The following is a 20,263-nucleotide window of genomic DNA, read 5'->3' on the forward strand; positions in this document are numbered from 1 at the left end:
TTTGGAGCGTGTGTTATGTCAACTAACCAACATTACCTAAATATCGAAAATGTAGTGAAGCAATTCGGACAGTTCACGGCATTAAAGAAAATCTCGCTAGCGATTGAAAAGGGCGAGTTCGTTTGTTTTTTAGGCCCTTCTGGCTGCGGTAAAACTACGTTGTTACGTGCAATTGCAGGTTTAGATCTACCTACTTCTGGCGCGATTTTTCAAAACGGTCAAGAGACCACATTTCTACCACCAGAAAAGCGTGATTTCGGCATTGTGTTTCAGTCTTACGCGCTGTTTCCAAACCTCACCGTACAAGAGAACATTGCGGTGGGTTTGAAAAACCAAGGTATGTCAACCAAAGAGGCGCTGGAGAAAGTAGAGCAGTGGCTCGAAACGATAGGCTTACCAACCTCAGGGCAGAAGTTTCCTAACCAGTTGTCGGGCGGTCAGCAACAACGTGTGGCGTTAGCGCGAGCGCTTGCTTTATCTCCGGGACTGCTTCTTCTTGATGAACCTTTATCTGCGTTGGACGCAAAAGTACGTGTTCACTTACGTGATGAAATTTGTAAGCTGCAACGCAAGCTGGGCATCACTACCATTATGGTTACGCACGATCAGGATGAGGCGCTTTCGATGGCAGATCGAATTGTGGTGATGAACCATGGCGTAATTGAGCAAGTCGGCACGCCTCAAGAAATCTACCAACAACCGGCAACGCGCTTTGTGGCCGAGTTTGTCGGCAGCATGAATTTTATCGAGACATCTGTCGTGACCGAATCTCAGGTGCGTATTGCGGAGACTCTACTGCCAGCACCAAGTTTAACCAATCGTAAGATTCAACGTGGCGATCGCTTTGATTTAGCGGTACGTCCCGAAAACATCAAGTTTGTCGAAAACTACCGCAACTCGCTGCCTGTACGCATTACCGCTACCGAGTTTTTGGGCGCATTTTTCCGCGTGGATTGTGAGCTACAAAACGACAGCCAAGCGAAACCAATCGTTGTTGATGTGCCAGTCGAGACGGTGCAAAACCTCAATATTCGCATTGGTGATGTGCGTTACATCCAGTTCTTGGAAAGTGGCTTGCACGGTTATGTAATCCCTTCTCAGGGGAATGCGTTTACAAAAGCGTTGGCGGCATAGGTGCAAACATGGATGCGAAGACAATGACGATGAATAGCCTGACGACTCAAGACAAAGCGAAATCAATGATGGGACGCATTAGCCGCGACAATCTCGTGCTGTTTGGTTTGTTGGCGGGTCTTTCCACGATGATGATCTTGTTCATCTTGATGCCATTGTGGGCGATGCTGGCCAAAAGCGTACAAAACAGCGATGGCGAGTTTGTTGGGCTAGCCAACTTTGCGACTTATTTTTCTTCTTCAAGCTTGTGGGTTTCCGTTGGTAATACGTTTAGTTTGGGACTCGTTGTAACGACGGTGGTCGGTATTCTGGCCTTTGGTTACGCTTACGCACTCACGCGTTCATGCATGCCATTTAAAGGTCTATTTCACATCTTAGGTACCGCGCCAATCCTTGCTCCCTCACTTTTGCCTGCGATCAGCTTGATCTTCCTCTTTGGCAATCAAGGGGTTGCGAAAGAGCTACTTGGTGGTCACTCAGTGTATGGTGTGATTGGTATTTCAATGGGGTTGATCTTTTGGACCTTTCCTCATGCTCTGATGATTTTGACCACTTCGCTGCGTACTTCCGATGCCCGTTTGTATGAGGCCGCTCGTGCTCTAAAAACCTCACCGATGAAGACCTTTTTTATGGTGACGTTACCTGCGGCGAAATACGGTTTGATCAGCACTCTAATTGTCGTATTCACGTTGGTGATCACCGATTTTGGTGTGCCGAAAGTCATTGGCGGAAGCTACAACGTTCTGGCGACCGACATCTTCAAACAAGTGGTGGGCCAGCAAAACTTTGCCATGGGTGCAGTAACCAGCATCATGCTGTTATTTCCTGCGGTAATGGCGTTTGGTGCAGATCGTTGGGTGCAGAAAAAACAAAAGAGCTTGTTTGATACTCGCTCTGTACCTTATCAACCAGAACCCAACAAAACGCGTGATGGCCTTTGCTTTGTATACTGTTCACTGATTTCTGTCGCAGTACTGGCAGTGTTAGGCATGGCGGTGTACGGCTCTCTAGTGACATTTTGGCCGTGGAATAAAGCGCTGACGCTAAACAACTACAACTTCGCAGAGATGAGTACCTATGGCTGGAGCCCGTTCTTTAACTCTCTCACTTTAGCTGGTTGGACTGCGCTGATTGGTACCGCTGTGATTTTTGTCGGTGCCTACTGTATTGAAAAAGGTCGTGCGTTTGGGCCAGTTCGTCAGGCGATGCAAATGCTGAGCGTGGTGCCAATGGCGGTGCCGGGCATGGTTTTGGGTTTGGGATACATCTTTTACTTCAATGATGTGAACAACCCATTGAATGTGCTTTACGGTACGATGGCGTTTCTGGTGATTAACACCGTAGTGCACTATTACACAGTCGGCCACATGACTGCGTTAACCGCTCTCAAGCAACTGCCTTCAGAGATAGAAGCGACGGCAGCATCGGTCAAGCTGCCTCAGTATAAGTTGTTCTTCAAAGTGACCTTACCGGTTTGTATGCCTGCTGTTTTGGACATCGCAACCTACTTGTTTGTTAATGCATTGACCACCACTTCTGCGGTAGTATTCCTGTACTCAACCGATACGATTCCTGCTTCGGTATCGATTCTAAACATGGACGATGCAGGCCAAACGGGCGCAGCTGCTGCGATGGCCGTGATGATCATGATTGCAGCCGCGATTGCGAAGATCGTTCAGATGACGTTGGGGAAGTGGTTAGAAAGTCGCACTCAGGCTTGGCGTAAAAGATAAGGACACCTCGTGCAGTACGTAAAAATTAAAGATTCGATTGTTGAACAGATTGAAGCGGGCATGCTATCACCGCGTCAGAAATTGCCTGCGGAGCGCAAGTTGGCGGAGTCGTTCGACACAACCCGAGTTACGTTGCGCGAAGCGTTGTCGTTATTGGAAGCCGAAGGGCGAATTTATCGTGAAGATCGCAGAGGCTGGTTTATTTCACCTGAGCCACTACGTTACGATCCTACTCAAACACTTAATTTTCCGAACATGGCGAAAGCGCAAAATCGCGTGCCAAAAACGGAGCTGATTGCGGCAAAGGGTACTTTAGCTAACAAGCAATCTGCGCGCTTGTTACAACTGCAGCCGTTCTCTGATGTTTTTCGTGTCGACCGCGTTCGATATTTGGAAGACAGACCTGTGGTGTATGTGACCAACTATATTCGTCCAGAGATCTTCCCCAATTTATTGAGCTTTGATTTGACCAACTCGCTGACCGACATTTATCGCGAGCACTTTGGTGTGGTGTATCAGAAGACGCGTTACCGTATTTCTACCAGTACCTTGCTTGGTGAAGTCGCGCAAGCGTTGCGAGCAACATCGGGCACTCCGGCAATGGTTGTTGAACGTACTAACTATAACCAACATGGCGAGTTGATTGACTGCGATATTGAATACTGGCGTCACGATGCCATCAGTATTGAGTCGGTGGCAGAGCTCAATCACTAACGTTCGCATTTTCATATTCAAAGGCTCCATCTCGGAGCCTTTGCTTTGTCTAAACGGGAAAACAAATGGATTTCTTGGCAATCGCACTCGTTGTATTTTCTGCGGTTTTGCATGCTGGTTGGAATATCTTGGGTAAAAACCATTCCGGATCAGGCGTGGCATTCACGATGGCTGCAAGCCTGTCTGCTTGTGGAGTGCTTACCCCATATCTGATTTGGTATTTAACCACGCTCGGTTGGACTTCGTTGCCAGTTGAGTTTTGGGGAATGCTGGCTTTTAGTGGAATAGCGCAAATTGTGTATCTCGTCGGTTTGATCATGGCGTATAAACATGCCGATGTTGGTGTGATTTACCCAATTGCACGCGCTTTGCCGGTCATGATGGTGGGAGGGTTCAGTGTTGCACTCGGCCATGCGCTTTCATCTCAACAGTGGCTTGGTTTTGTGTTGATCACCTTTGGCTGCATTTTGGTTCCGTTGACTCATGTTCGCCAAGTTTCTTTGGTGGCGTATCTAAATGTAGGCGTGTTTTGGGCGTTGATCGCGGCAATTGGCACGACAGGTTACTCTGTGGTGGACAAAGAGGCATTAACGTTACTGACTCAGCAAGCATCAACTATTTTCAACGATCAATACAGCGCGATCTTCTATCTTGGTGCGCAGTTTTGGGCGATGGGCTTACCCGTTTTACTTTGGTGTCTGATCACCGGAAATGATCAAGAGTTGCAAGCGGCTTGGCGAATCCGAAAAAGTGCAAGTATGGCTGGCATTATGATGGCATCGACTTATGGATTGGTTCTGTTTGCGATGACGATGACAGACAACGTGAGCTTAGTTGTCGCGCTGCGCCAGATCAGTATCGTATTTGGTTTATTGATGGGCATTTGGTTGCTTGCGGAAAAATGGTATCTCACCCGAGGTATCGGTGTGGCTTTCATCCTGGCAGGCATTGTGTTGTCTTTAGAAGGTGCTTGAAGCGCATCAACTAAAAGGCACCGGAAGTTCAAACTGACTGCAGGTGCCTTAGAAAAGAGGGATGAGTTAGAAACGCATTTGTGCGCCAAACATCACGCCACCAGAATCAAAATCGCTGTTTTTGGCGTAATTGTATTCTAAGTTCAAACCAAAGTGTTTATAGCCCCAAGCGACACCTGCTGCGGCTTCTCCGCCAAGGCTAGACTCGTCATATTCTTTATTCTGACCATTGTTTTTAAGCGTGTAACTTAACGTGTAGTAAGTGATACCGCCTTTACCGTAAAGCTCAAAACCAGCACCCAAAGGGTAGCTTACGTAACCGCTGATTCGCGGACCGCCATAACTCACGTCGGTGATTTCTGATATTGGGCTAATGAGTACAGAACCAATGCCGTTAAACGCGCCTTTGTAACCCGCTTCAAGGCCGAAGTTTTGGTCGAACATGTAACGGTAATACACATCCCCTAAGAACATGTCGCCGTCATCATGGCCATTATTGACGTCATAACTGACGTTACCATAGCCTAAATTCGCCCCCACAATGTGTTTGGTTGGCTCGGCATGAGCGGTGACAGAAAGTGCAGACAACAAGCATGCTACGGCGTATTTGTAAGACATAAGGACTCCGAATAGTAAACGAATAAACAAGATGTCGCGTGATACGCTGGATTAACGCAGACGCGTCGCAAACTCAGCTTTGGTGTTGTCTAGCCACTCATAACGACGGCGGTACATCGAGCGTTTAGAGCGAGACATTCCCTCAGTATCGCGGCGCGTATCATTCACTTTTAATGCGTAGAAATGGCGGTTGTATTCAATGCCTCCCAACTCTTGCCATAGTGCGTCGTAGTCAGTTTTGATGCGTCCTTTACTGTAACGTCGTGCTGCATATGTGTGAGATTGCGTTTTTACGGCGAGTATGGTGTTTACTTCCCAGACTTGAGCGATGAGTGTTAGCAAACTCACCATCAAGCTTTTTGGTCGCTGACCGTACAGTTTTCGAGTCAGTTTTTTGATTTTTGCGTTGTTTTCTTCACTGCTTCGAGGGCCTTGTAGGCCACCAATCATAATGCAGCGCCCAGTGTCTACATGACCAACGGTAAACGAAAGTGTGTAGAAGTTGCCGTCTTCAGCGTTGTGCAGCACAAGACTCATGTCGCCTTCTTTTTGGTAACGTGCTTCGTAAACCAATCGAACCGAGTACTCGATGTCATCGATTTCAAATGAGGTCAGCGTTAAGCCTTTTGAATCAGTGTAAATCTCGGCAATGGTCTCTTTAGAAAGCAGTTCTGAAATCGTTTTGTAGTGATCAACCACCAAGTTGGAGCGATCAAAAGCAGAGTTATTCTTAATGATGTACGGGCGAAACGGTTTTTCTAGGAATCGGTGTGTACGCGTACAAAGCATGTCTAACAAAGACGATTCAATGTTATTCGCAAGGTGTTTGAATGCTCGTTTGTAGTAAAGCGCACGCATGATGAACTTCATTCTATATACCCAAAGAGGGTTATAGGTGTTGGCGTACTCATCAGCATAGATCACTTTAGTATGATCAAAAATGGATTTATTTGCAGTCATTTTCACTCCCGACTCACTTAAGAGCTTGTCTTAACTGGGGTTCTGTTTTAACAGCACGAGAAATAACAGCGAGGAACACGAAAATGGAGAGATGCACAAGGCATAAATAGGAGGTGTGTTCTTGCTGATTCCAACGTACTCAAAATTAATTTTGAACAGTGTTCGTTTGTTCGGGATTCTAAGAGAAAAACCACGGCAGGTATTGTATGAGTGAGTAAGGAAGTGTCAGGACACTTTGCCGCGTGGCGTCATTTTTTCTTACGCGCAGCGATAGTTTTTCTTGCTCGTTGAAACTGCGCATCGTTTGTACAGTGAGCTTCTCGAAAACAAGTTCATGAACGACACGAAGGAAAAACAATGGCACACCCATCTTACTGGTTTAAGCAAGCGCTTGAACTTGAACAGCCTCAACCAGCTAAGCCACTGAATGAAGATATCGACGCTGATGTCGCGATTGTTGGTGGTGGTTACACCGGACTTTGGACCGCCATTATGATCAAACAGCAAGCTCCGAAAAAGCATGTTGTTGTGATAGAAAAAAGCCTGTGCGGCAGTGGCGCGTCTGGAGCGAATGGTGGTTGCATGCTGACTTGGTCGACAAAGTTTCCGACCTTAAAACGTTTGTTTGGTGAAGCTCAGGCTGCTTGGTTAGTTGAAGAGTCCGAACAAGCCGTGCTTGAAATTGACGCGTTTTGTAAACAGCACCATATTGATGCTCAGTTGTCGCTTAAAGGCGTGTATTACACGGCAACAAATCACGCGCAAGCGGGCAGCATGCAACCTGTCGTCGATGAGCTTTCACGTTTAGGCGTCAATAGTTGGCGTCGCTGCAAAGAAGATGAGCTGCACGCGAATACAGGCTCGCCCCGTCATCTTGAAGGTTTCCATTCTTCGGTTGCTGCTAGCGTCCAGCCCGCCTTGTTGGCTAGAGGTTTGCGCCGAGTTGCATCAGAAATGGGGATCGAAATCTTCGAAAACACACCAATGACCAAATTGGATTTTGGCCAACCAGCTACCGTGTACACTCCTGATGCACAAATAAAAGCAAAGCAGGTCGTGCTGGCATTAAACGCATGGATGGTGGAGCACTTTACGCAGTTCAAAAACAGTATCGTGGTGGTTTCTTCCGACATGGTCATCACCAAACCGCTTGGTGAGTCGTTACGGAAAACGGGCTGGCAAGCGGGAACGAGCGTGTTAGATTCGCGTATTTTTGTTCATTACTACCGCGATACGCCAGATGGTCGCCTCATGTTAGGCAAGGGAGGCAATCAGTTCTCTTTCAACAACCAAGTGGACGTGATGTTCAATAAACCAACTCGTTATCAAAATCTTCTAAGGAAGTCATTCGATAAACTGTTCCCGAGTTTGAAAGAGGCGGAGTTTGAATACTCATGGACAGGAGGATCCGATCGCTCAACCTCCGGCTTTCCATTTTTTGGGAAGTTGAACGAGCAACGTAATGTCTTTTATGGTTTTGGTTATTCAGGTAATGGTGTTGCGCAGACTCGCATGGGCGGAAAAATCCTCTCTTCTATGGTGTTAGGGTTGGATAACGAATGGACTCGAAGTGGCTTAGCCAAAGGACCATTGGGGCATTTCCCTCCAGAGCCGTTTCGCTGGATTGGCGCAATGGCGGTGCGTAATGCGGTACGCCGAAAAGAAGAGGCAGAAGATTGTGGTCAAAAGCCATTTATCTGGGATAAGTGGCTGGCAAAACTTGCAGGGCCAGCAGGCAAAGCGGATAAGCTCGACTAAACTGAAGACTTTAGCCACAAACGAGACAGTTTGCAGTGAAAGTCGTTGGGGCGGACTTTCGCCTTGTGTTAGCCTCTCTCTTTCAAGCTCAGATTCAAAAGGTGAGTAACAGAATGAAAATATTCAGCAACTTCGACAGCGGTAGCATCCATGTCGTTAAAGCGGATGATAAAAATGACATCCAACTGAAAATCCCTAACGACAACATGTCGGAATTCTACCAATGGTTCCACTTCCGCTTAGAAACTGAAGCAGAGCAGTCTCACACCATCAAACTGCTCGATCTAGCGAAGTCAGCATACCCTGAAGGTTGGCAAGGTTACGACGTTGTTGCGTCTTATGACCGTGAAGAATGGTTCCGTATTCCTGCTGAATTTGATGGTGACACATTAACGTTTACTGTGATCCCAGAGCGCAGCTCTATCTATTTCGCATACTTTGCACCGTACACTTATGATCGCCATCTCGATCTACTGCACATGGCGCAAAGCGCGCACCACTGCAAGCTAGATACACTGGGTCATACCCTAGATGGTAACGACATGAGCCTACTGACTTTTGGTGAGCCAGAAGAAGGCAAAAAGAAAATCTGGATGATCGCGCGTCAGCATCCGGGCGAAACGATGGCCGAGTGGTTTATGGAAGGTATGATTCAGCGTCTGCTGGATGAAAACGATACGGTTGCCCGTGCACTACTTGAGAAAGCAGTGCTTTACGTTGTACCTAACATGAACCCAGATGGTGGTATTCGTGGTCACCTACGCACGAATGCGGTTGGTGTAAACCTAAACCGTGAATGGCAAACGCCTTCAATGGAGAAAAGCCCAGAGGTGTTCCTTGTTCGTGAACGCATGCTCGAAACGGGCGTGGATATGTTCTTAGATGTTCATGGTGATGAAGCGATCCCATACAACTTTGTTGCAGGCTCTGAAGGCATCCCATCGTACGATGAAAACTTAGCGGCGCTGGAAAATGCATTCAAACAAGCACTGTTGACTATTACGCCGGAGTTCCAAGATGAAATTGGCTACGACAAAGACGAACCAGGCAAGGCAAACCTGACGGTTGGTTCAAACTGGGTTGCCGAGCAATTTAAGTGCTTATCGTACACAATTGAGATGCCATTCAAAGACAATAACAACCACCCTGATCCGTTGTACGGTTGGTCTCCTGAGCGCAGCGTGATGTTTGGGCAAGATGTGCTTGCAGCAACACTTGCGGTGACTGACAAAATTTAAATGCAATAGTTCCACAGCATTGATTCATTACCGAACAGCTCATCTTTGATGGGCTGTTTTCTTTCCTGTTATTCGCATTTCTTATTGTAAAAATTAGTTGCCATTCATCCATTTACTGAGTTCTTCTCAAGTTTGAGAAACTGCAAAAATAGGGTGATTTGCATCACAGAAAAGTGCTAAGAGTGTGATATTCTCCGCAACGAATTGACTATGGCTAAACCAATGTCGTTGGATTTTCTCCTCAAATGAGAGCCCACGTTTAGATAATTAACGTGTGATCGAGAGGTGGTGGTATCCGTGTTACATCATTGGCGTTCGAATATCATTTTTTGATTCCTTCCTACGAAATTTAGCTGTTTCTATTCAACTAAAAAGAGAAAGTTGCGGCTTCACATGATAAGCAGCGACTTGCTTAATTTGTGTTGCTTTTTGTACAAGAAAAAGGAAAAAAATAATGAAAAAAATCGCTATTGCAGTGGCTACTGTACTTGCTGGTGGTGTGATCTCTAACGTTGCACTTGCTGACACTTACATTGGCGGTAAAGTAGGTTACAACTCTCTAAACGATGCATGTTACCTAAACGAACCTTGTGACGACGACAGCTTTGCAGCTGGTATGCACATTGGTTACAACTTCAACGAATACGTTGCTGCAGAATACGGTGTTGATTACCTAGGTGATTTCACGGCTAACTTCAAAAAGCCTGGTCTAAACACAGTTGATGGTGACCTTTGGGCGTTGACTCTAGCTCCTAAATTCAACCTACCTCTAACAGATTCTTGGAACCTGTTCGCTAAAGTAGGTGCGGCATACATGATGGCTGGTGACGAGAAAGACTTCGTTCCAACTGGCTCTCTAGGTGCTGAGTACAAAATCAACTACAACTGGAGCCTACGTGCTGAATACCAACGTTACCAAGACATGTCTGACGACATTATTGATGACATGGATTCTGACTTCTTCGGTATCGGCTTCAACTACAAGTTTGGTTCTGAGCCAGTAGTTCAAGAAGAAGCAGTTGAAGAAGTGGTAGAAACACGTCCATCTACTCGTATCGTTGAGCACGTGTACCCAGCTCAAACAGCAACAGTACAATTCGGCCTAGAAAGCGCAGAAGTGAAAGATGCATCAGCACTTTCTGGTACAGTTGATCTAATGAACACTTACCCACAAGCTAAAGTTGAGATCACTGGTTACAGTGACACAACGGGTTCTGCTCAGTACAACCAACAGCTAACTGAAAAGCGTGCTAAAGCGGTTGCTAATGAATTTGAAGCGAAAGGTATCGCTGCTGACCGTATGACAGTTAAAGGCATGGGTGAAGCAAACCCAGTTGCTAGCAACGAAACTCGTCAAGGTCGCGAAGCGAACCGTCGTGTAGAAGTAGTTGTTCCTGCGTTTGAATACCAAACGACTGAACAAGCTCAATAATTTGTTGCTATAGCCAACAAAGCAAAAAGCCAGCGTTTATCGCTGGTTTTTTTGATCTTGTCTTCAAACTTATGCTTGCATGGAACCGAGACGGTTGTTGGGCTGTATATTGAAATGACGGCGGCGGCGTGCGCTTTGCTTGTTGTTCATCATTCTGTCATCACAGATTCATAATATCGATGCTCCGTTTAGTAGGAGAGCATGATGCAAAACCTCCCACCACTTAATGCCCTGAAAGCCTTTGAAGCAACAGCCCGTTTGCGAAGCTTTACAAAAGCTGCAAAAGAGCTAAATGTCACTCGCGCGGCGGTTAGCCAGCAAGTTAAATCGTTGGAACTTCAGTTAAACGCGATACTTTTCGAGCGCAATGGTGCGCAGCTTTTGTTAACACAAGCGGCCCAAGCCTACTTGCCTGTTGTTAGCCAGACTTTGCAGATGCTATCTGTAGCAACTCAACACCTTTTTGCTCGCCAGAAAAATACTCAACTGACGCTTCATGTCGCTCACAGCTTTTGTTCTCAATGGTTAATGCCGCGCTTGGCCGATTTTCATCGTCAGCACCCTGATGTCGTGGTAAAAATTTCAACGACCGCCAACACGGTACCGAATGCTAGCGCCATTGCGGATGTGGAGATCATCAACGGTTATGGAGATTGGCAATCAGAGCAGGCTGTTCAACTTACCCAAGAAAACTGGATAGTAGTGGCGAGCCCTGGTTTTTTAAATCTTAATTCGGTCATTCATCTTACCGATATCGCGCTAGCGCCAAAACTGTGCACGGGCGGATACCATGAATCGTGGCAAGCTTGGCTGCGTTTTCAGGGCTATAAAGGCAAAGTGAGTAAACCTATCGCCGAGTTTGAACATTCCTTACTAGCCATTCAAGCGGCGGTGAATCAGTTAGGCATACTGCTTGTAAGGGACTTTTTAGTGGAGGATGAGCTACAACAAGGACTTTTGGTTCCGATTGGTGGATGGTCCATGCCAAGCGCCAGCGCGCATCATATAGTGGTAAGGGAAAGCGATAAACCGCAAGTTGAGGCTTTTACTCATTGGGTCATGCAAAGTCTATAAGCTTAAAAGTCCTGCATCTTCGAATAAGTGCAAGTGGTTTCCTGCGATTGAGCTAACAAAGTTGGGTGCTTTTTGGTCGGTAGTTAAAACAAGATTCGTTACTTAAGGTATAAAATGACGCTTGTTTCAATCGTCGCCCCAAATCTGATCGAACAAGGAAAAGTCATGGAAATGCTACAAGGTGGTCGGGATAATGCCATTTATCGTTCAGGTGATCGCGTTAGTCGTCCGGCAAGCTCTTGGACGATGACCGTCCACCAGTTGTTAAATCACCTTCATTCCAATGGATTCACGCAATGCCCCAAAGTGATTGGGATTGAGGGTGGTAAAGAGTGGTTGAGCTTTGTGGAAGGAGATACCTTCAACTATCCACTGCAAGGTTCTATTGCTTCTGTTACTGCACTTTTATCCGCGGCCAAAATGTTGCGTAGAATGCATGATGCTTCAGAAGATTTTCTCATTTCACATCAAAGCGAAGTGTGTCATTGGATGTTACCTGATCGAGTCCCCCAAGAGGTGATTTGTCATGGGGATTTTATGCCATACAATGTTGCACTAAATGGTGAAACCGTGGTTGGTGTATTCGATTTTGATACCGCACATCCTGCTCCTCGTTTATGGGACGTTGCTTTTTCCATTTACGGTTGGGCTCCTTTTAAAACGGATGAAAATGACCGAATGGGCAACTTGGAACAGCAAATTCAACGCGCCAAGCTGTTCTGTGACGCGTATGGCTGCTCGAAATTAGAGCGAGAAAATCTGGTGGATGTGATGACGTTAAGGCTCACGGCTTTGGTTGATTACATGAGACTGATGGCAAGCAGCAGGGATGAGAGATTTCAAGCTAATTTGGAAGAGGGACATCACATCGCGTATTTGCAAGATATCGATTATCTGCGTCAACATCACCAAGCGATTACTTTAGGCATACTAAAAGAACGTTAGTTTTCAATCACGTGTTTAATCTTATCAAATAACCATAGATTTAATGGTGCATGTTGCTGTGAACGCCGACAACTCATCACGTAGCTGACATTCAATTCTAAGCGGTTCGGTAGTGCGATACTTCTGCATCCCTGCGGGACATGGTCACTCATCGTGATACCGAAATGATCGGTTTGAAGGATGATTTTGTGGATCATCGCTGGGTGTTCTATTTCCACTTTTGGCGACGCATTAAAACCAATGTTCTTCAAGCGTTCCAACAGAGGGTATCGGTAGTCATTCCATCCTGGTGTTTTGAAGAGTAAAAAGGGGTAGAGCTGCAAGTCATCAAAATCTTGCGCTGGATGCTCTTTGCGAACAAAAAAGACGGCCTTTCCTTTTCCCAGCTCTTTTTGTGCGACCGATTGAGGTAAGTCCTCATCAAAGTAGTGGATTGCGACCGCATTTTCACCATCTATTAAACGGTTTTTAGCTTCGTTTCCCCAGCGCAGAAACGAAAATTTGGCTCGAGGTGCTTGTTTTAACAGGCTCAAGTAAAGCTCATCGCCGAAGTAATCCCAAAATAGCGTGTTGGCATAAATCGACAGTTGCCCATCAAAGGTCTCTGGGGAAAAGTTTTGCGGCTTAATGGAGTCCACACTCATCAGAATCTGTTCGAAGTGTGCCATGTTTGTTTCGACAAACGTCGTCGGTTCAAAGCCATGTTTCGTTTGCACAAACAGAGGATCATCGAACTGGGTTTTCATCTTGGTGAGGTTTTTACTGATGGCTCCGGATGTTTTTCCTAACGACTCTGCGACTAACCGAACATTGCGCAGCTCATACATGCGCTTCAGCACAAGAATGTTTTGAATATCCAGATTAATCGCCATTCTTTACTCCAACAATTCGGCTCGTTTCACATCATAGCGTTGAGCTGATCATCCAAAGACATCAAACGGTCAATTTTATTGAGGCATCTATCCGGAAGTGAAGAAAGGGGATTTCCATTTGGTAAATCAGGAGTTTCCTCGTCTTGCCCCCTTTGCGTTGATACAGTTTCTACATCGACACAGGTACAGACAATAACAGAGGTGATGTATGAAAAAACTAATCGCATTAGGCTTGATGGTTTGCTCAGCGAATGTGGCATTTGCTGCGGATGGCTCATACACAGGTACCATTGACATGACAATGAGTAATACGAACCAAGTGGATGTTGAACGCGCAAACTCGCAACTTACGTTGAAAGGCCGTAATGAAGCGATGTACGGCGGTGTGATGATTCAAAGCGATGCATCTACCCAACCCATTGAACTTCGTGGCCGCCGCGATTAATCGGCCACGTTGTCATTACGAAAATGCCGCGATGAATTCGCGGCATTTTTGTTTGTTGATTGCGTATGTAATCAAGTGGCGGTGCGAAAGCGATTAGCTCTGTACCTCGACACCCGCTTCAATCTCGACAGGTTGCGCTTGTGCTTCGCTTTCTTTTGCTGCATCCAGCATTTTTCGAATAACAACAGATGCTGCCATAGCAATCGCCACCATCACAACCGCTAGTACAGTAAGCAATTGGAAGTAATCACCGTATACGGTTTGTACGATTTCTTGAGTGATCTCTTGGCCTTTTTCCATCGCAATCGACGTTGAGAAAGCGGCACCAACGATACCACTCAGTGCGATAGCAACGGAGAATAGACTAACCGAGAAGTTCTCGATGTGTTTTGGTGCTACAGACAGAATGAATGCCACAACCATTGAACCAACGATAACTTCCGCAATGGCTTGGAAGAAGTGAATCGCCAAGAAGATTTCAGGCATGATCACCACATCTTCACCAACGGTTGTGACCGCAAACGTTAGGATGCCAAATGCAATTGCAGTGAGTACAAACGCCATCGCGATTTTAGTTGCTGTAGAAAGGTGAACATCGCGTTTTTCAAGCATACCGAAGAAACCCGCAACAATAGGGCCACCAACCATACACCAAAGTGGGTTCATTGCCATTGCTGCTTCTGGCTCAAGTGGGATAAATCCAAACAGTGAGCCTTTCAAAGTATTGATTGCCACCATGTTCATTGACGTCATCATTTGTCCGTAGTAGACGAAGAAACACGTAGTCAAGAAGGTCACAATGAGGATGGTGCCCATCTTCAATGACTCGGCTTTGCTGGCTTTCAGCATTAAAGAGACGAAGTAAAGAATCGCAGCGCCACCGATGGCATAAACGATGTTTTGACCAATATCCATGTTTGAGAACATGAAGAACACCAACGCGATCATGGCGACGGAAATCAGTGCGAAGAATACCCAGTTTTTCAAGCTTACCGCTTTTTGGTCAAGTTCAGCGGCTACACCAGTTAGGCCCTTTCTGAACATCAATAACATCACAAGCGCAGCGCCTGCCATGACGGCAGAGATGGTAAAGCCGCCGTTAAAGCCAATTACCAGCACGATCATCGGGAACAGGTACTGGCCTAAAAAAGCGCCGACATTGTTCACGGAATAGTTGATTGGGTAACCTTTTTCGAAATCTTCTTGTGATTTAAAAGTGCGTTTGTAAAGACTTGGGTAAGAAGGTGACATCAAACCACGGCCGTAGCTTGCTAGAGCGATACCGCACATCGATAAAGGAACGTTTGTCGCCGAAGCACCAAGTACCAGCAAAACGTAACCCGCAGCGAACGCCAGAAAGGCGATGGACAGAGAGCGGTAAGCTCCTAAAAACTTATCCGCAATAAATCCGCCAGCGATGGCAAACAATGGCCCAATGGCAGAAAAAGCGCCCACGATCATCATCGTATCGGCTTCGTTGTAATTTAGATCTTCTAGAAAAAAGCGAGTTAAGCTCACTAACACGCCATAAAATGATAAGCCAAACATCATTTGGCAGAACATCATAGATTTGTTTAGTTTATTCCACATAATTTTGTACTCACATTAGCGGAGAAAGATAGTGATTATTTCTGTTAAATGTTACTTAAACGAGATATTGAGTATTGAAATAATTGTCGCATAACTAACAAAAGACGCACTATATTTTCTAATGTGAAGTTTGTTATTTGCTTATCCGTTGTTCTAGATCAAGTTGATAAATGTAGTTATAAAAACTAATTTATAAATTATTATCAAAACAAAATGCTAATAAAGAATTTAACGTATTGAAAAATAAATGATGGAAAGCAGGCGAGTATTGATACAAGGAAGGGAAGAAATCGCACTGTTGATGCTAAGTGCCACCAACAATGCGATGTGTAAAGAAAGATGCAAATTATGCGTACTTATTATTCACATGGTGGTGCCATATGGATGATTGCCAAACCACCTAGAGATGTCTCGCGATATTTCTTATTCATGTCTTTACCAGTTTGGTACATGGTTTCGATAACTTTATCTAATGAAATAAGACATTTGCTAGTGCGCTTTAGTGCCATTCGTGATGCGTTAATCGCTTTTACTGCGCCCATCGCGTTGCGTTCAATACAAGGCACTTGAACCAGTCCCCCTATTGGGTCGCAGGTCATACCGAGAGAGTGTTCCATTGCAATTTCAGCTGCGATACAAATTTGCTCGTTGCTGCCTCCTCGCAAGGCGGTTAGGCCAGCCGCTGCCATAGAAGAGGAAACTCCCACCTCACCTTGACAGCCGACTTCCGCCCCAGAAATGGACGCGTTGGTTTTGTATAAAATACCAATCGCTCCAGCAACGGCGAGAAAGTCTTTTAATTGCTTAAGATCCAGCTCTTTGATGAATCGATGGTAGTACATCAATACTGCTGGGATAACGCCTGCGGCACCGTTAGTTGGTGATGTGACGACTTGCCCGCCTGCCGCGTTCTCTTCGCTGACCGCAAAGGCAAACAAGTTAATCCAGTCCATAATCTCCATTGGATCATTTTCAACTGCTGCATTCGCTTCTAGTTTTTTCAACAGATTCGGAGCTCGGCGAGTGACGTTCAAGCCCCCTTCAAGGATCCCTTCAGTATCGAAACCACGCTGCATACACAGTGACATCACTTTCCAAATTTGTTCAGCTCTATGGTCAATTTCTTCTTGCTCTCGAAATGCCAGCTCATTTTGCAGGATCATGCCACCAAGGCTGAGGCCATTTTTCTCTGCTTTTTCCAACATTTCGTCTGCGGATGAAAAAGGGAAAGGTACTTCTGCGCTGGCTTGTTGGCTGCCATGTTCGAGCTCTGCCGCTGTCGCAATAAAACCACCACCGATAGAGTAGTACGTCTCAAAGGCGACTTGATCTCCTGCGACATCGAGCGCGGTGATCGTCATACCATTTTCATGCAGCGGCAGGTTGTCGCTGTGAAATACAATGTCGTGGTCGTAGCTAAACTCAATTTGATGAGAGCCAGCTAACGATAATGTATGGTTTTCGATGGTGTGTTGCAGTGCACTTTTGGCACTGGTCATTTTGATGGTATCGGGCTTATTGCCCATCAACCCTAGCACCGTAGCTCGGTCGGTGTGGTGTCCTCTACCAGTCAGTGATAAAGAGCCATATAAGTCAACTTGCACCCGACGTACTTTCGCCATAGAGTCGCTAAGTAGTTGAGTGAAATGGAATCCGGCGAGCATAGGACCGTTAGTGTGGGAGCTGGATGGCCCAACACCGACCTTAAAAATATCGAAAATCGACAGCATAATTGACTTCCTTCAGCAATGAACCTTTCATAGGTCTCTAGAACAATGTTGTTAACTAGATGTTAATGCCTGTAAGGCGGTTGGCAAAGAAGATTTTTGTAACTATGCCAAAGACCACACAACAGTGACTTTGTCGCAGGGAAAATTGAGAGAGAAGTATGAAGTTAGGTAACGTGGTCATCGTACTAGGTAAGCGATTGGTTAATAACCAATTGAGTGCTGAAGGCATCTCGAGAGTCGAAGCACTAGCCGCTAAGATCCTCGAAATGCCAATGGAGAATACTGCTCTCGTATTTTGTGGTGGAAAAACGCAAGGACAAAGCATTTCGGAAGCTGATGCTATGTATGCATATTTTCAGACCCTGAATACGTCGCTGGCCAAGCCTTTTCCGACAAGCCAAATTCTGCTTGAAAATCGCTCTTTGAATACGTTTGAAAACATGCGAAATGCAGCGAAAGTTCTGTGTGAAAGCGGTTTATTTCCGTTACCGTCTCAAGCGACGGTTGAGGTCATTTTGCTATCAAATGCCTATCATCTTGAGCGCATATTAGAAATTCAAACGTTAATGGATGAGCAAGGCTTACTGCGCGTGCTCAAATCTCAATGTGCGTCCGTGGGTTTAGACTTACACATTTCTCTAGATATTCAGAAGCACATTAGCGTGCCATACCCACATCAAGGGCCACAGGCAGAAGCGTTTCTTTTACTTGATGAACTGACGACGTATCGAGTGTATCTGGAGGGCGTTAAAAGTGGGGCATTTCAACGAGATTTAACTAGCGTTCGAGCGCAACCTTTGCTGCGGGCTGAACAAGCAATAAATCAACTTCGCGCTTTACCGTTAGAAATGGATGTTTTGCAGCAAATTGCGGAAATGAAAAAGGCCATCGAAATGACGGCCTCTGATGAGTCGGTTGCAACAGCAGAGCGAGCATTGGAAGTGTTTCATCCCATTTTAACTGCGCTCAATCGCCGTTTAGATCCCGAGTCTATTCAGTGATTTCGCGTCGCATACGAACAGCACTCAACGCAATCAGACAGTAGCAAAGCAGCTCCATGCCTTCTTCCGAAATGTTCTTAACATCGCGGATGTAGCTTTCATTCATGACTTGTTGCCAGAAGCTTCCCATACCGTAAAGGCGAGAGAAAACAAGCAGTAGAACCACGGCACCAATCAAGAGCTTCATGTGCGGAACTTGTAGAATGCGTGCCATTTCGTTCACTGTACCTTTACCACCTTGGTAAGCTTTTGCGCAAGCCAGAGCAGTGACGGTTAACGCAGGGAATACCCACGATCCGTGACGGATCATATCCATCCAGTAGTCCAGTTCGCGAATGATCAACACAGCGAAGAAGCCGGAAATCAAAATAGCGGCGTGTTTAACTTGTTCTTCTTGCTTAGAAAGTTGGAAGAACGACCATGAAGCAATCGCCAGCATGATCACTTGTAAGGTTTCAGTGATAGAGACTTCACCCAAACTTGATCCCAATACTACGTAATCAAGACGAATACTCAGATTGACGAGAATACTGATCGCAACAATCATCAATGCGCTTAAACACGATTTGTAGATGATGCGTTTTGACTCATCAGTAATCACGTTGTTTTGTGCCGTTTCGGCTTGTTTAACTATTTGTGTTTTCATCCTGACCACCTGTTTCCAGAAAAATGTGGAAGAAATGTGAATTTGTGTGATGTTGGGCATGATTTTATTGACCAAGTGGAAAGTATTGTCAGGGGAATGTCAGGAATAGAACGCTGTTCGATATTATATTTGCATACGGTAAAGTCAGAGTAGTGTGAGGTTCATGTAGGAAAATGCGGATATCAAAGCACAAAAAAGGAGCCGATTGGCTCCTTAGTTATTGAATAATATTACTATTTATTAGATTCGAGTTTATTGCTCGTCACTCTCTTTGTGGTTGTTACGGTAGTATTCCCACTGTTCAACACGTTCATCGTCAGAAAGCACACAGTAAGTTACACGCTCACCGTTCTCTGACACAGTGTCCAGTTCACCACCTTGTTGTACACAGTAAACGGCCGCCGGATTGGCAACAGAGGTGTACTCTGTTGAGCGAGTTGCGCCGTCATAGGTTGAACAACCAGCAAGTACCATTGTCCCTGCCGTAGCCATCATTAAACTTGTTTTTTTCATCTTTATCTCCGCATGGGATAGGCGAGTATTGCCTTGATTATAGGCAACTTTCGTCAATTATTGTCTTATCGATGTTAAAAGTAAGAAGGGCGTAGACATATTTAGAAGAATTTTAGACATTTCTCATAAAGAGCTTGCTAGTACGTCACATCTGTTGCGGATACATAGTGAATGTATCGAGCGTAAGCCGCTCAACAAAACGCGATCTCGTGAACGGTTTAGTACACTTTAATTGGGTTAGGTATCGCTACTTTGGCTTGCTTATTAACACAACGATGATTTAAAGGGTGAACTCCGGTAGTATGCGCGCATCATATTTACGGCGGTATTTTCGATGAGACATTTACAATCGACCATTCATCCAGAACTCGATCATCTGGACGATAAAATTATCTTTCAGCGTAATGCAGCGCGTGCCATTGTACTTGATGGTGAAGATGTGTTGTTGCTCTACACAGAGCGTTATCACGATTACACGCTACCTGGTGGCGGAATTGATGAAGGTGAAGACGTTATTGCTGGGCTAGTCCGTGAACTCGAAGAAGAAACGGGGGCGCAAAATATTCATAGCATCAAACCATTCGGCATTTTTGAAGAGTTTCGTCCTTGGTACAAAGACGATGCTGACGTGATGCACATGATTTCGTACTGTTACACATGCAAAATCGATCGTGAGCTGGGTGAGACAGCGTATGAAGATTACGAAGTGAAGAATGGTATGCGTCCAGTTTGGATGAATGTCCATGAAGCGATAGCACATAACGAAAAGACGATGGCAGAAAGCCCGAAGAAAGGAATGAGTATCGAACGTGAAACGTTCTTACTTCACCTGATCGCTAAAGAGTTGCTTTAGCTGTCACCAGAGTGCCGAAGACTGAGCTCATAC

At 45.6% G+C, this 20,263-nt stretch carries 19 protein-coding genes; 12 read left to right on the forward strand and 7 right to left on the reverse strand.

Going from position 1 to position 20,263, the window contains the following annotated elements:
• Positions 1-15 precede the first annotated feature (15 nt).
• The 4 genes from DYB02_RS21450 (at position 16) to DYB02_RS21465 (ending at position 4,555) form a co-directional block, all read left to right on the forward strand.
• The gene (locus DYB02_RS21450) at positions 16-1,134 is read left to right on the forward strand and encodes a putative 2-aminoethylphosphonate ABC transporter ATP-binding protein (RefSeq protein WP_024703157.1); all 1,119 of its coding nucleotides are present in this window, start codon (positions 16-18) and stop codon (positions 1,132-1,134) included.
• An 8-nt stretch (positions 1,135-1,142) separates the two neighbouring features.
• Positions 1,143-2,867, forward strand: a complete 1,725-nt coding sequence (locus tag DYB02_RS21455; RefSeq protein WP_025557413.1) for a putative 2-aminoethylphosphonate ABC transporter permease subunit — start codon at positions 1,143-1,145, stop codon at positions 2,865-2,867.
• A 9-nt stretch (positions 2,868-2,876) separates the two neighbouring features.
• Positions 2,877-3,581, forward strand: a complete 705-nt coding sequence (gene phnR / locus DYB02_RS21460; protein WP_005463955.1) for a phosphonate utilization transcriptional regulator PhnR — start codon at positions 2,877-2,879, stop codon at positions 3,579-3,581.
• Between the two features lie 65 nt (positions 3,582-3,646).
• A complete protein-coding gene (locus DYB02_RS21465) occupies positions 3,647-4,555 on the forward strand; it encodes an EamA family transporter (RefSeq protein ID WP_025558804.1) in 909 nt (302 codons plus the stop codon).
• 66 nt (positions 4,556-4,621) lie between these two features.
• Here the strand turns inward: DYB02_RS21465 and DYB02_RS21470 are convergent, their stop codons facing one another.
• Positions 4,622-5,173, reverse strand: coding sequence for an outer membrane beta-barrel protein (locus DYB02_RS21470; RefSeq protein ID WP_029804985.1), 552 nt, complete (start codon positions 5,171-5,173; stop codon positions 4,622-4,624).
• Between the two features lie 51 nt (positions 5,174-5,224).
• Positions 5,225-6,133, reverse strand: a complete 909-nt coding sequence (locus DYB02_RS21475) for a VirK/YbjX family protein (protein ID WP_029804983.1) — start codon at positions 6,131-6,133, stop codon at positions 5,225-5,227.
• Positions 6,134-6,490: 357 nt separating this feature from the next.
• Here DYB02_RS21475 and DYB02_RS21485 point away from each other — a divergent pair, with 357 nt between their 5' ends.
• The 5 genes from DYB02_RS21485 (at position 6,491) to DYB02_RS21510 (ending at position 12,580) form a co-directional block, all read left to right on the forward strand.
• On the forward strand, positions 6,491-7,891 hold the full coding sequence (locus DYB02_RS21485; RefSeq protein WP_029806050.1) for an FAD-dependent oxidoreductase: 1,401 nt from the start codon (positions 6,491-6,493) through the stop codon (positions 7,889-7,891).
• 113 nt (positions 7,892-8,004) lie between these two features.
• Positions 8,005-9,129: a M14 family metallopeptidase gene (locus DYB02_RS21490; protein ID WP_005481455.1), complete on the forward strand. Its 1,125-nt coding sequence runs from the start codon at positions 8,005-8,007 to the stop codon at positions 9,127-9,129.
• Positions 9,130-9,583: 454 nt separating this feature from the next.
• Positions 9,584-10,561, forward strand: coding sequence for an OmpA family protein (locus DYB02_RS21500; RefSeq protein ID WP_015312861.1), 978 nt, complete (start codon positions 9,584-9,586; stop codon positions 10,559-10,561).
• Positions 10,562-10,765: 204 nt separating this feature from the next.
• On the forward strand, positions 10,766-11,635 hold the full coding sequence (locus tag DYB02_RS21505; RefSeq protein ID WP_024703151.1) for a LysR substrate-binding domain-containing protein: 870 nt from the start codon (positions 10,766-10,768) through the stop codon (positions 11,633-11,635).
• Between the two features lie 165 nt (positions 11,636-11,800).
• Positions 11,801-12,580, forward strand: a complete 780-nt coding sequence (locus DYB02_RS21510; RefSeq protein ID WP_029806052.1) for a phosphotransferase enzyme family protein — start codon at positions 11,801-11,803, stop codon at positions 12,578-12,580.
• Here DYB02_RS21510 and DYB02_RS21515 read toward each other — a convergent pair.
• Positions 12,577-13,452, reverse strand: a complete 876-nt coding sequence (locus DYB02_RS21515; RefSeq protein ID WP_029806054.1) for a LysR family transcriptional regulator — start codon at positions 13,450-13,452, stop codon at positions 12,577-12,579. The genes DYB02_RS21510 and DYB02_RS21515 overlap by 4 nt on opposite strands.
• A 208-nt stretch (positions 13,453-13,660) precedes the next feature.
• Here DYB02_RS21515 and DYB02_RS21520 point away from each other — a divergent pair, with 208 nt between their 5' ends.
• Positions 13,661-13,897, forward strand: coding sequence for a VPA0252 family protein (locus DYB02_RS21520; protein WP_029806057.1), 237 nt, complete (start codon positions 13,661-13,663; stop codon positions 13,895-13,897).
• 93 nt (positions 13,898-13,990) lie between these two features.
• On the opposite strand, the gene DYB02_RS21525 is transcribed toward DYB02_RS21520, so the two are convergent.
• Both DYB02_RS21525 and DYB02_RS21530 read right to left on the reverse strand, forming a co-directional pair.
• Complete coding sequence (locus DYB02_RS21525) at positions 13,991-15,487, reverse strand: peptide MFS transporter (protein WP_005463935.1); 1,497 nt, start codon at positions 15,485-15,487, stop codon at positions 13,991-13,993.
• 359 nt (positions 15,488-15,846) lie between these two features.
• Positions 15,847-17,217, reverse strand: coding sequence for an L-serine ammonia-lyase (locus DYB02_RS21530; protein ID WP_029805268.1), 1,371 nt, complete (start codon positions 17,215-17,217; stop codon positions 15,847-15,849).
• A 158-nt stretch (positions 17,218-17,375) separates the two neighbouring features.
• On the opposite strand from DYB02_RS21530, the gene DYB02_RS21535 reads away from it, so the two are divergent.
• Positions 17,376-18,218, forward strand: a complete 843-nt coding sequence (locus tag DYB02_RS21535) for a YdcF family protein (RefSeq protein ID WP_029805270.1) — start codon at positions 17,376-17,378, stop codon at positions 18,216-18,218.
• Here the strand turns inward: DYB02_RS21535 and DYB02_RS21540 are convergent.
• Positions 18,208-18,864 carry a hypothetical protein gene (locus DYB02_RS21540; protein WP_005481502.1) on the reverse strand — a complete coding sequence of 219 codons (657 nt, stop codon included), beginning with the start codon at positions 18,862-18,864 and terminating at the stop codon, positions 18,208-18,210. The genes DYB02_RS21535 and DYB02_RS21540 overlap by 11 nt on opposite strands.
• Before the next feature lie 252 nt (positions 18,865-19,116).
• Positions 19,117-19,377, reverse strand: a complete 261-nt coding sequence (locus tag DYB02_RS21545) for a putative hemolysin (protein ID WP_023624800.1) — start codon at positions 19,375-19,377, stop codon at positions 19,117-19,119.
• Positions 19,378-19,711: 334 nt separating this feature from the next.
• Between DYB02_RS21545 and DYB02_RS21550 the strand changes: the two genes are divergently transcribed.
• Positions 19,712-20,230: an NUDIX hydrolase gene (locus tag DYB02_RS21550; protein WP_005464022.1), complete on the forward strand. Its 519-nt coding sequence runs from the start codon at positions 19,712-19,714 to the stop codon at positions 20,228-20,230.
• The last annotated feature ends 33 nt before the right edge of the window (positions 20,231-20,263 follow it).

The sequence above is a fragment of the Vibrio parahaemolyticus genome (assembly GCF_900460535.1).
Taxonomy (GTDB): Bacteria; Pseudomonadota; Gammaproteobacteria; order Enterobacterales; family Vibrionaceae; genus Vibrio; species Vibrio parahaemolyticus.

Bases quoted from the DNA above. Each gene is read 5' to 3' on its own strand.
- DYB02_RS21450 (WP_024703157.1), top strand. From the start codon at position 16: ATGTCAACTAACCAACATTACCTAAATATCGAAAATGTAGTGAAGCAA.
- DYB02_RS21455 (WP_025557413.1), top strand. From the start codon at position 1,143: ATGGATGCGAAGACAATGACGATGAATAGCCTGACGACTCAAGACAAA.
- DYB02_RS21465 (WP_025558804.1), top strand. From the start codon at position 3,647: ATGGATTTCTTGGCAATCGCACTCGTTGTATTTTCTGCGGTTTTGCAT.
- DYB02_RS21470 (WP_029804985.1), bottom strand. From the start codon at position 5,173: ATGTCTTACAAATACGCCGTAGCATGCTTGTTGTCTGCACTTTCTGTC.
- DYB02_RS21475 (WP_029804983.1), bottom strand. From the start codon at position 6,133: ATGACTGCAAATAAATCCATTTTTGATCATACTAAAGTGATCTATGCT.
- DYB02_RS21485 (WP_029806050.1), top strand. From the start codon at position 6,491: ATGGCACACCCATCTTACTGGTTTAAGCAAGCGCTTGAACTTGAACAG.
- DYB02_RS21490 (WP_005481455.1), top strand. From the start codon at position 8,005: ATGAAAATATTCAGCAACTTCGACAGCGGTAGCATCCATGTCGTTAAA.
- DYB02_RS21500 (WP_015312861.1), top strand. From the start codon at position 9,584: ATGAAAAAAATCGCTATTGCAGTGGCTACTGTACTTGCTGGTGGTGTG.
- DYB02_RS21505 (WP_024703151.1), top strand. From the start codon at position 10,766: ATGCAAAACCTCCCACCACTTAATGCCCTGAAAGCCTTTGAAGCAACA.
- DYB02_RS21510 (WP_029806052.1), top strand. From the start codon at position 11,801: ATGGAAATGCTACAAGGTGGTCGGGATAATGCCATTTATCGTTCAGGT.
- DYB02_RS21515 (WP_029806054.1), bottom strand. From the start codon at position 13,452: ATGGCGATTAATCTGGATATTCAAAACATTCTTGTGCTGAAGCGCATG.
- DYB02_RS21520 (WP_029806057.1), top strand. From the start codon at position 13,661: ATGAAAAAACTAATCGCATTAGGCTTGATGGTTTGCTCAGCGAATGTG.
- DYB02_RS21525 (WP_005463935.1), bottom strand. From the start codon at position 15,487: ATGTGGAATAAACTAAACAAATCTATGATGTTCTGCCAAATGATGTTT.
- DYB02_RS21530 (WP_029805268.1), bottom strand. From the start codon at position 17,217: ATGCTGTCGATTTTCGATATTTTTAAGGTCGGTGTTGGGCCATCCAGC.
- DYB02_RS21535 (WP_029805270.1), top strand. From the start codon at position 17,376: ATGAAGTTAGGTAACGTGGTCATCGTACTAGGTAAGCGATTGGTTAAT.
- DYB02_RS21540 (WP_005481502.1), bottom strand. From the start codon at position 18,864: ATGAAAACACAAATAGTTAAACAAGCCGAAACGGCACAAAACAACGTG.
- DYB02_RS21545 (WP_023624800.1), bottom strand. From the start codon at position 19,377: ATGAAAAAAACAAGTTTAATGATGGCTACGGCAGGGACAATGGTACTT.
- DYB02_RS21550 (WP_005464022.1), top strand. From the start codon at position 19,712: ATGAGACATTTACAATCGACCATTCATCCAGAACTCGATCATCTGGAC.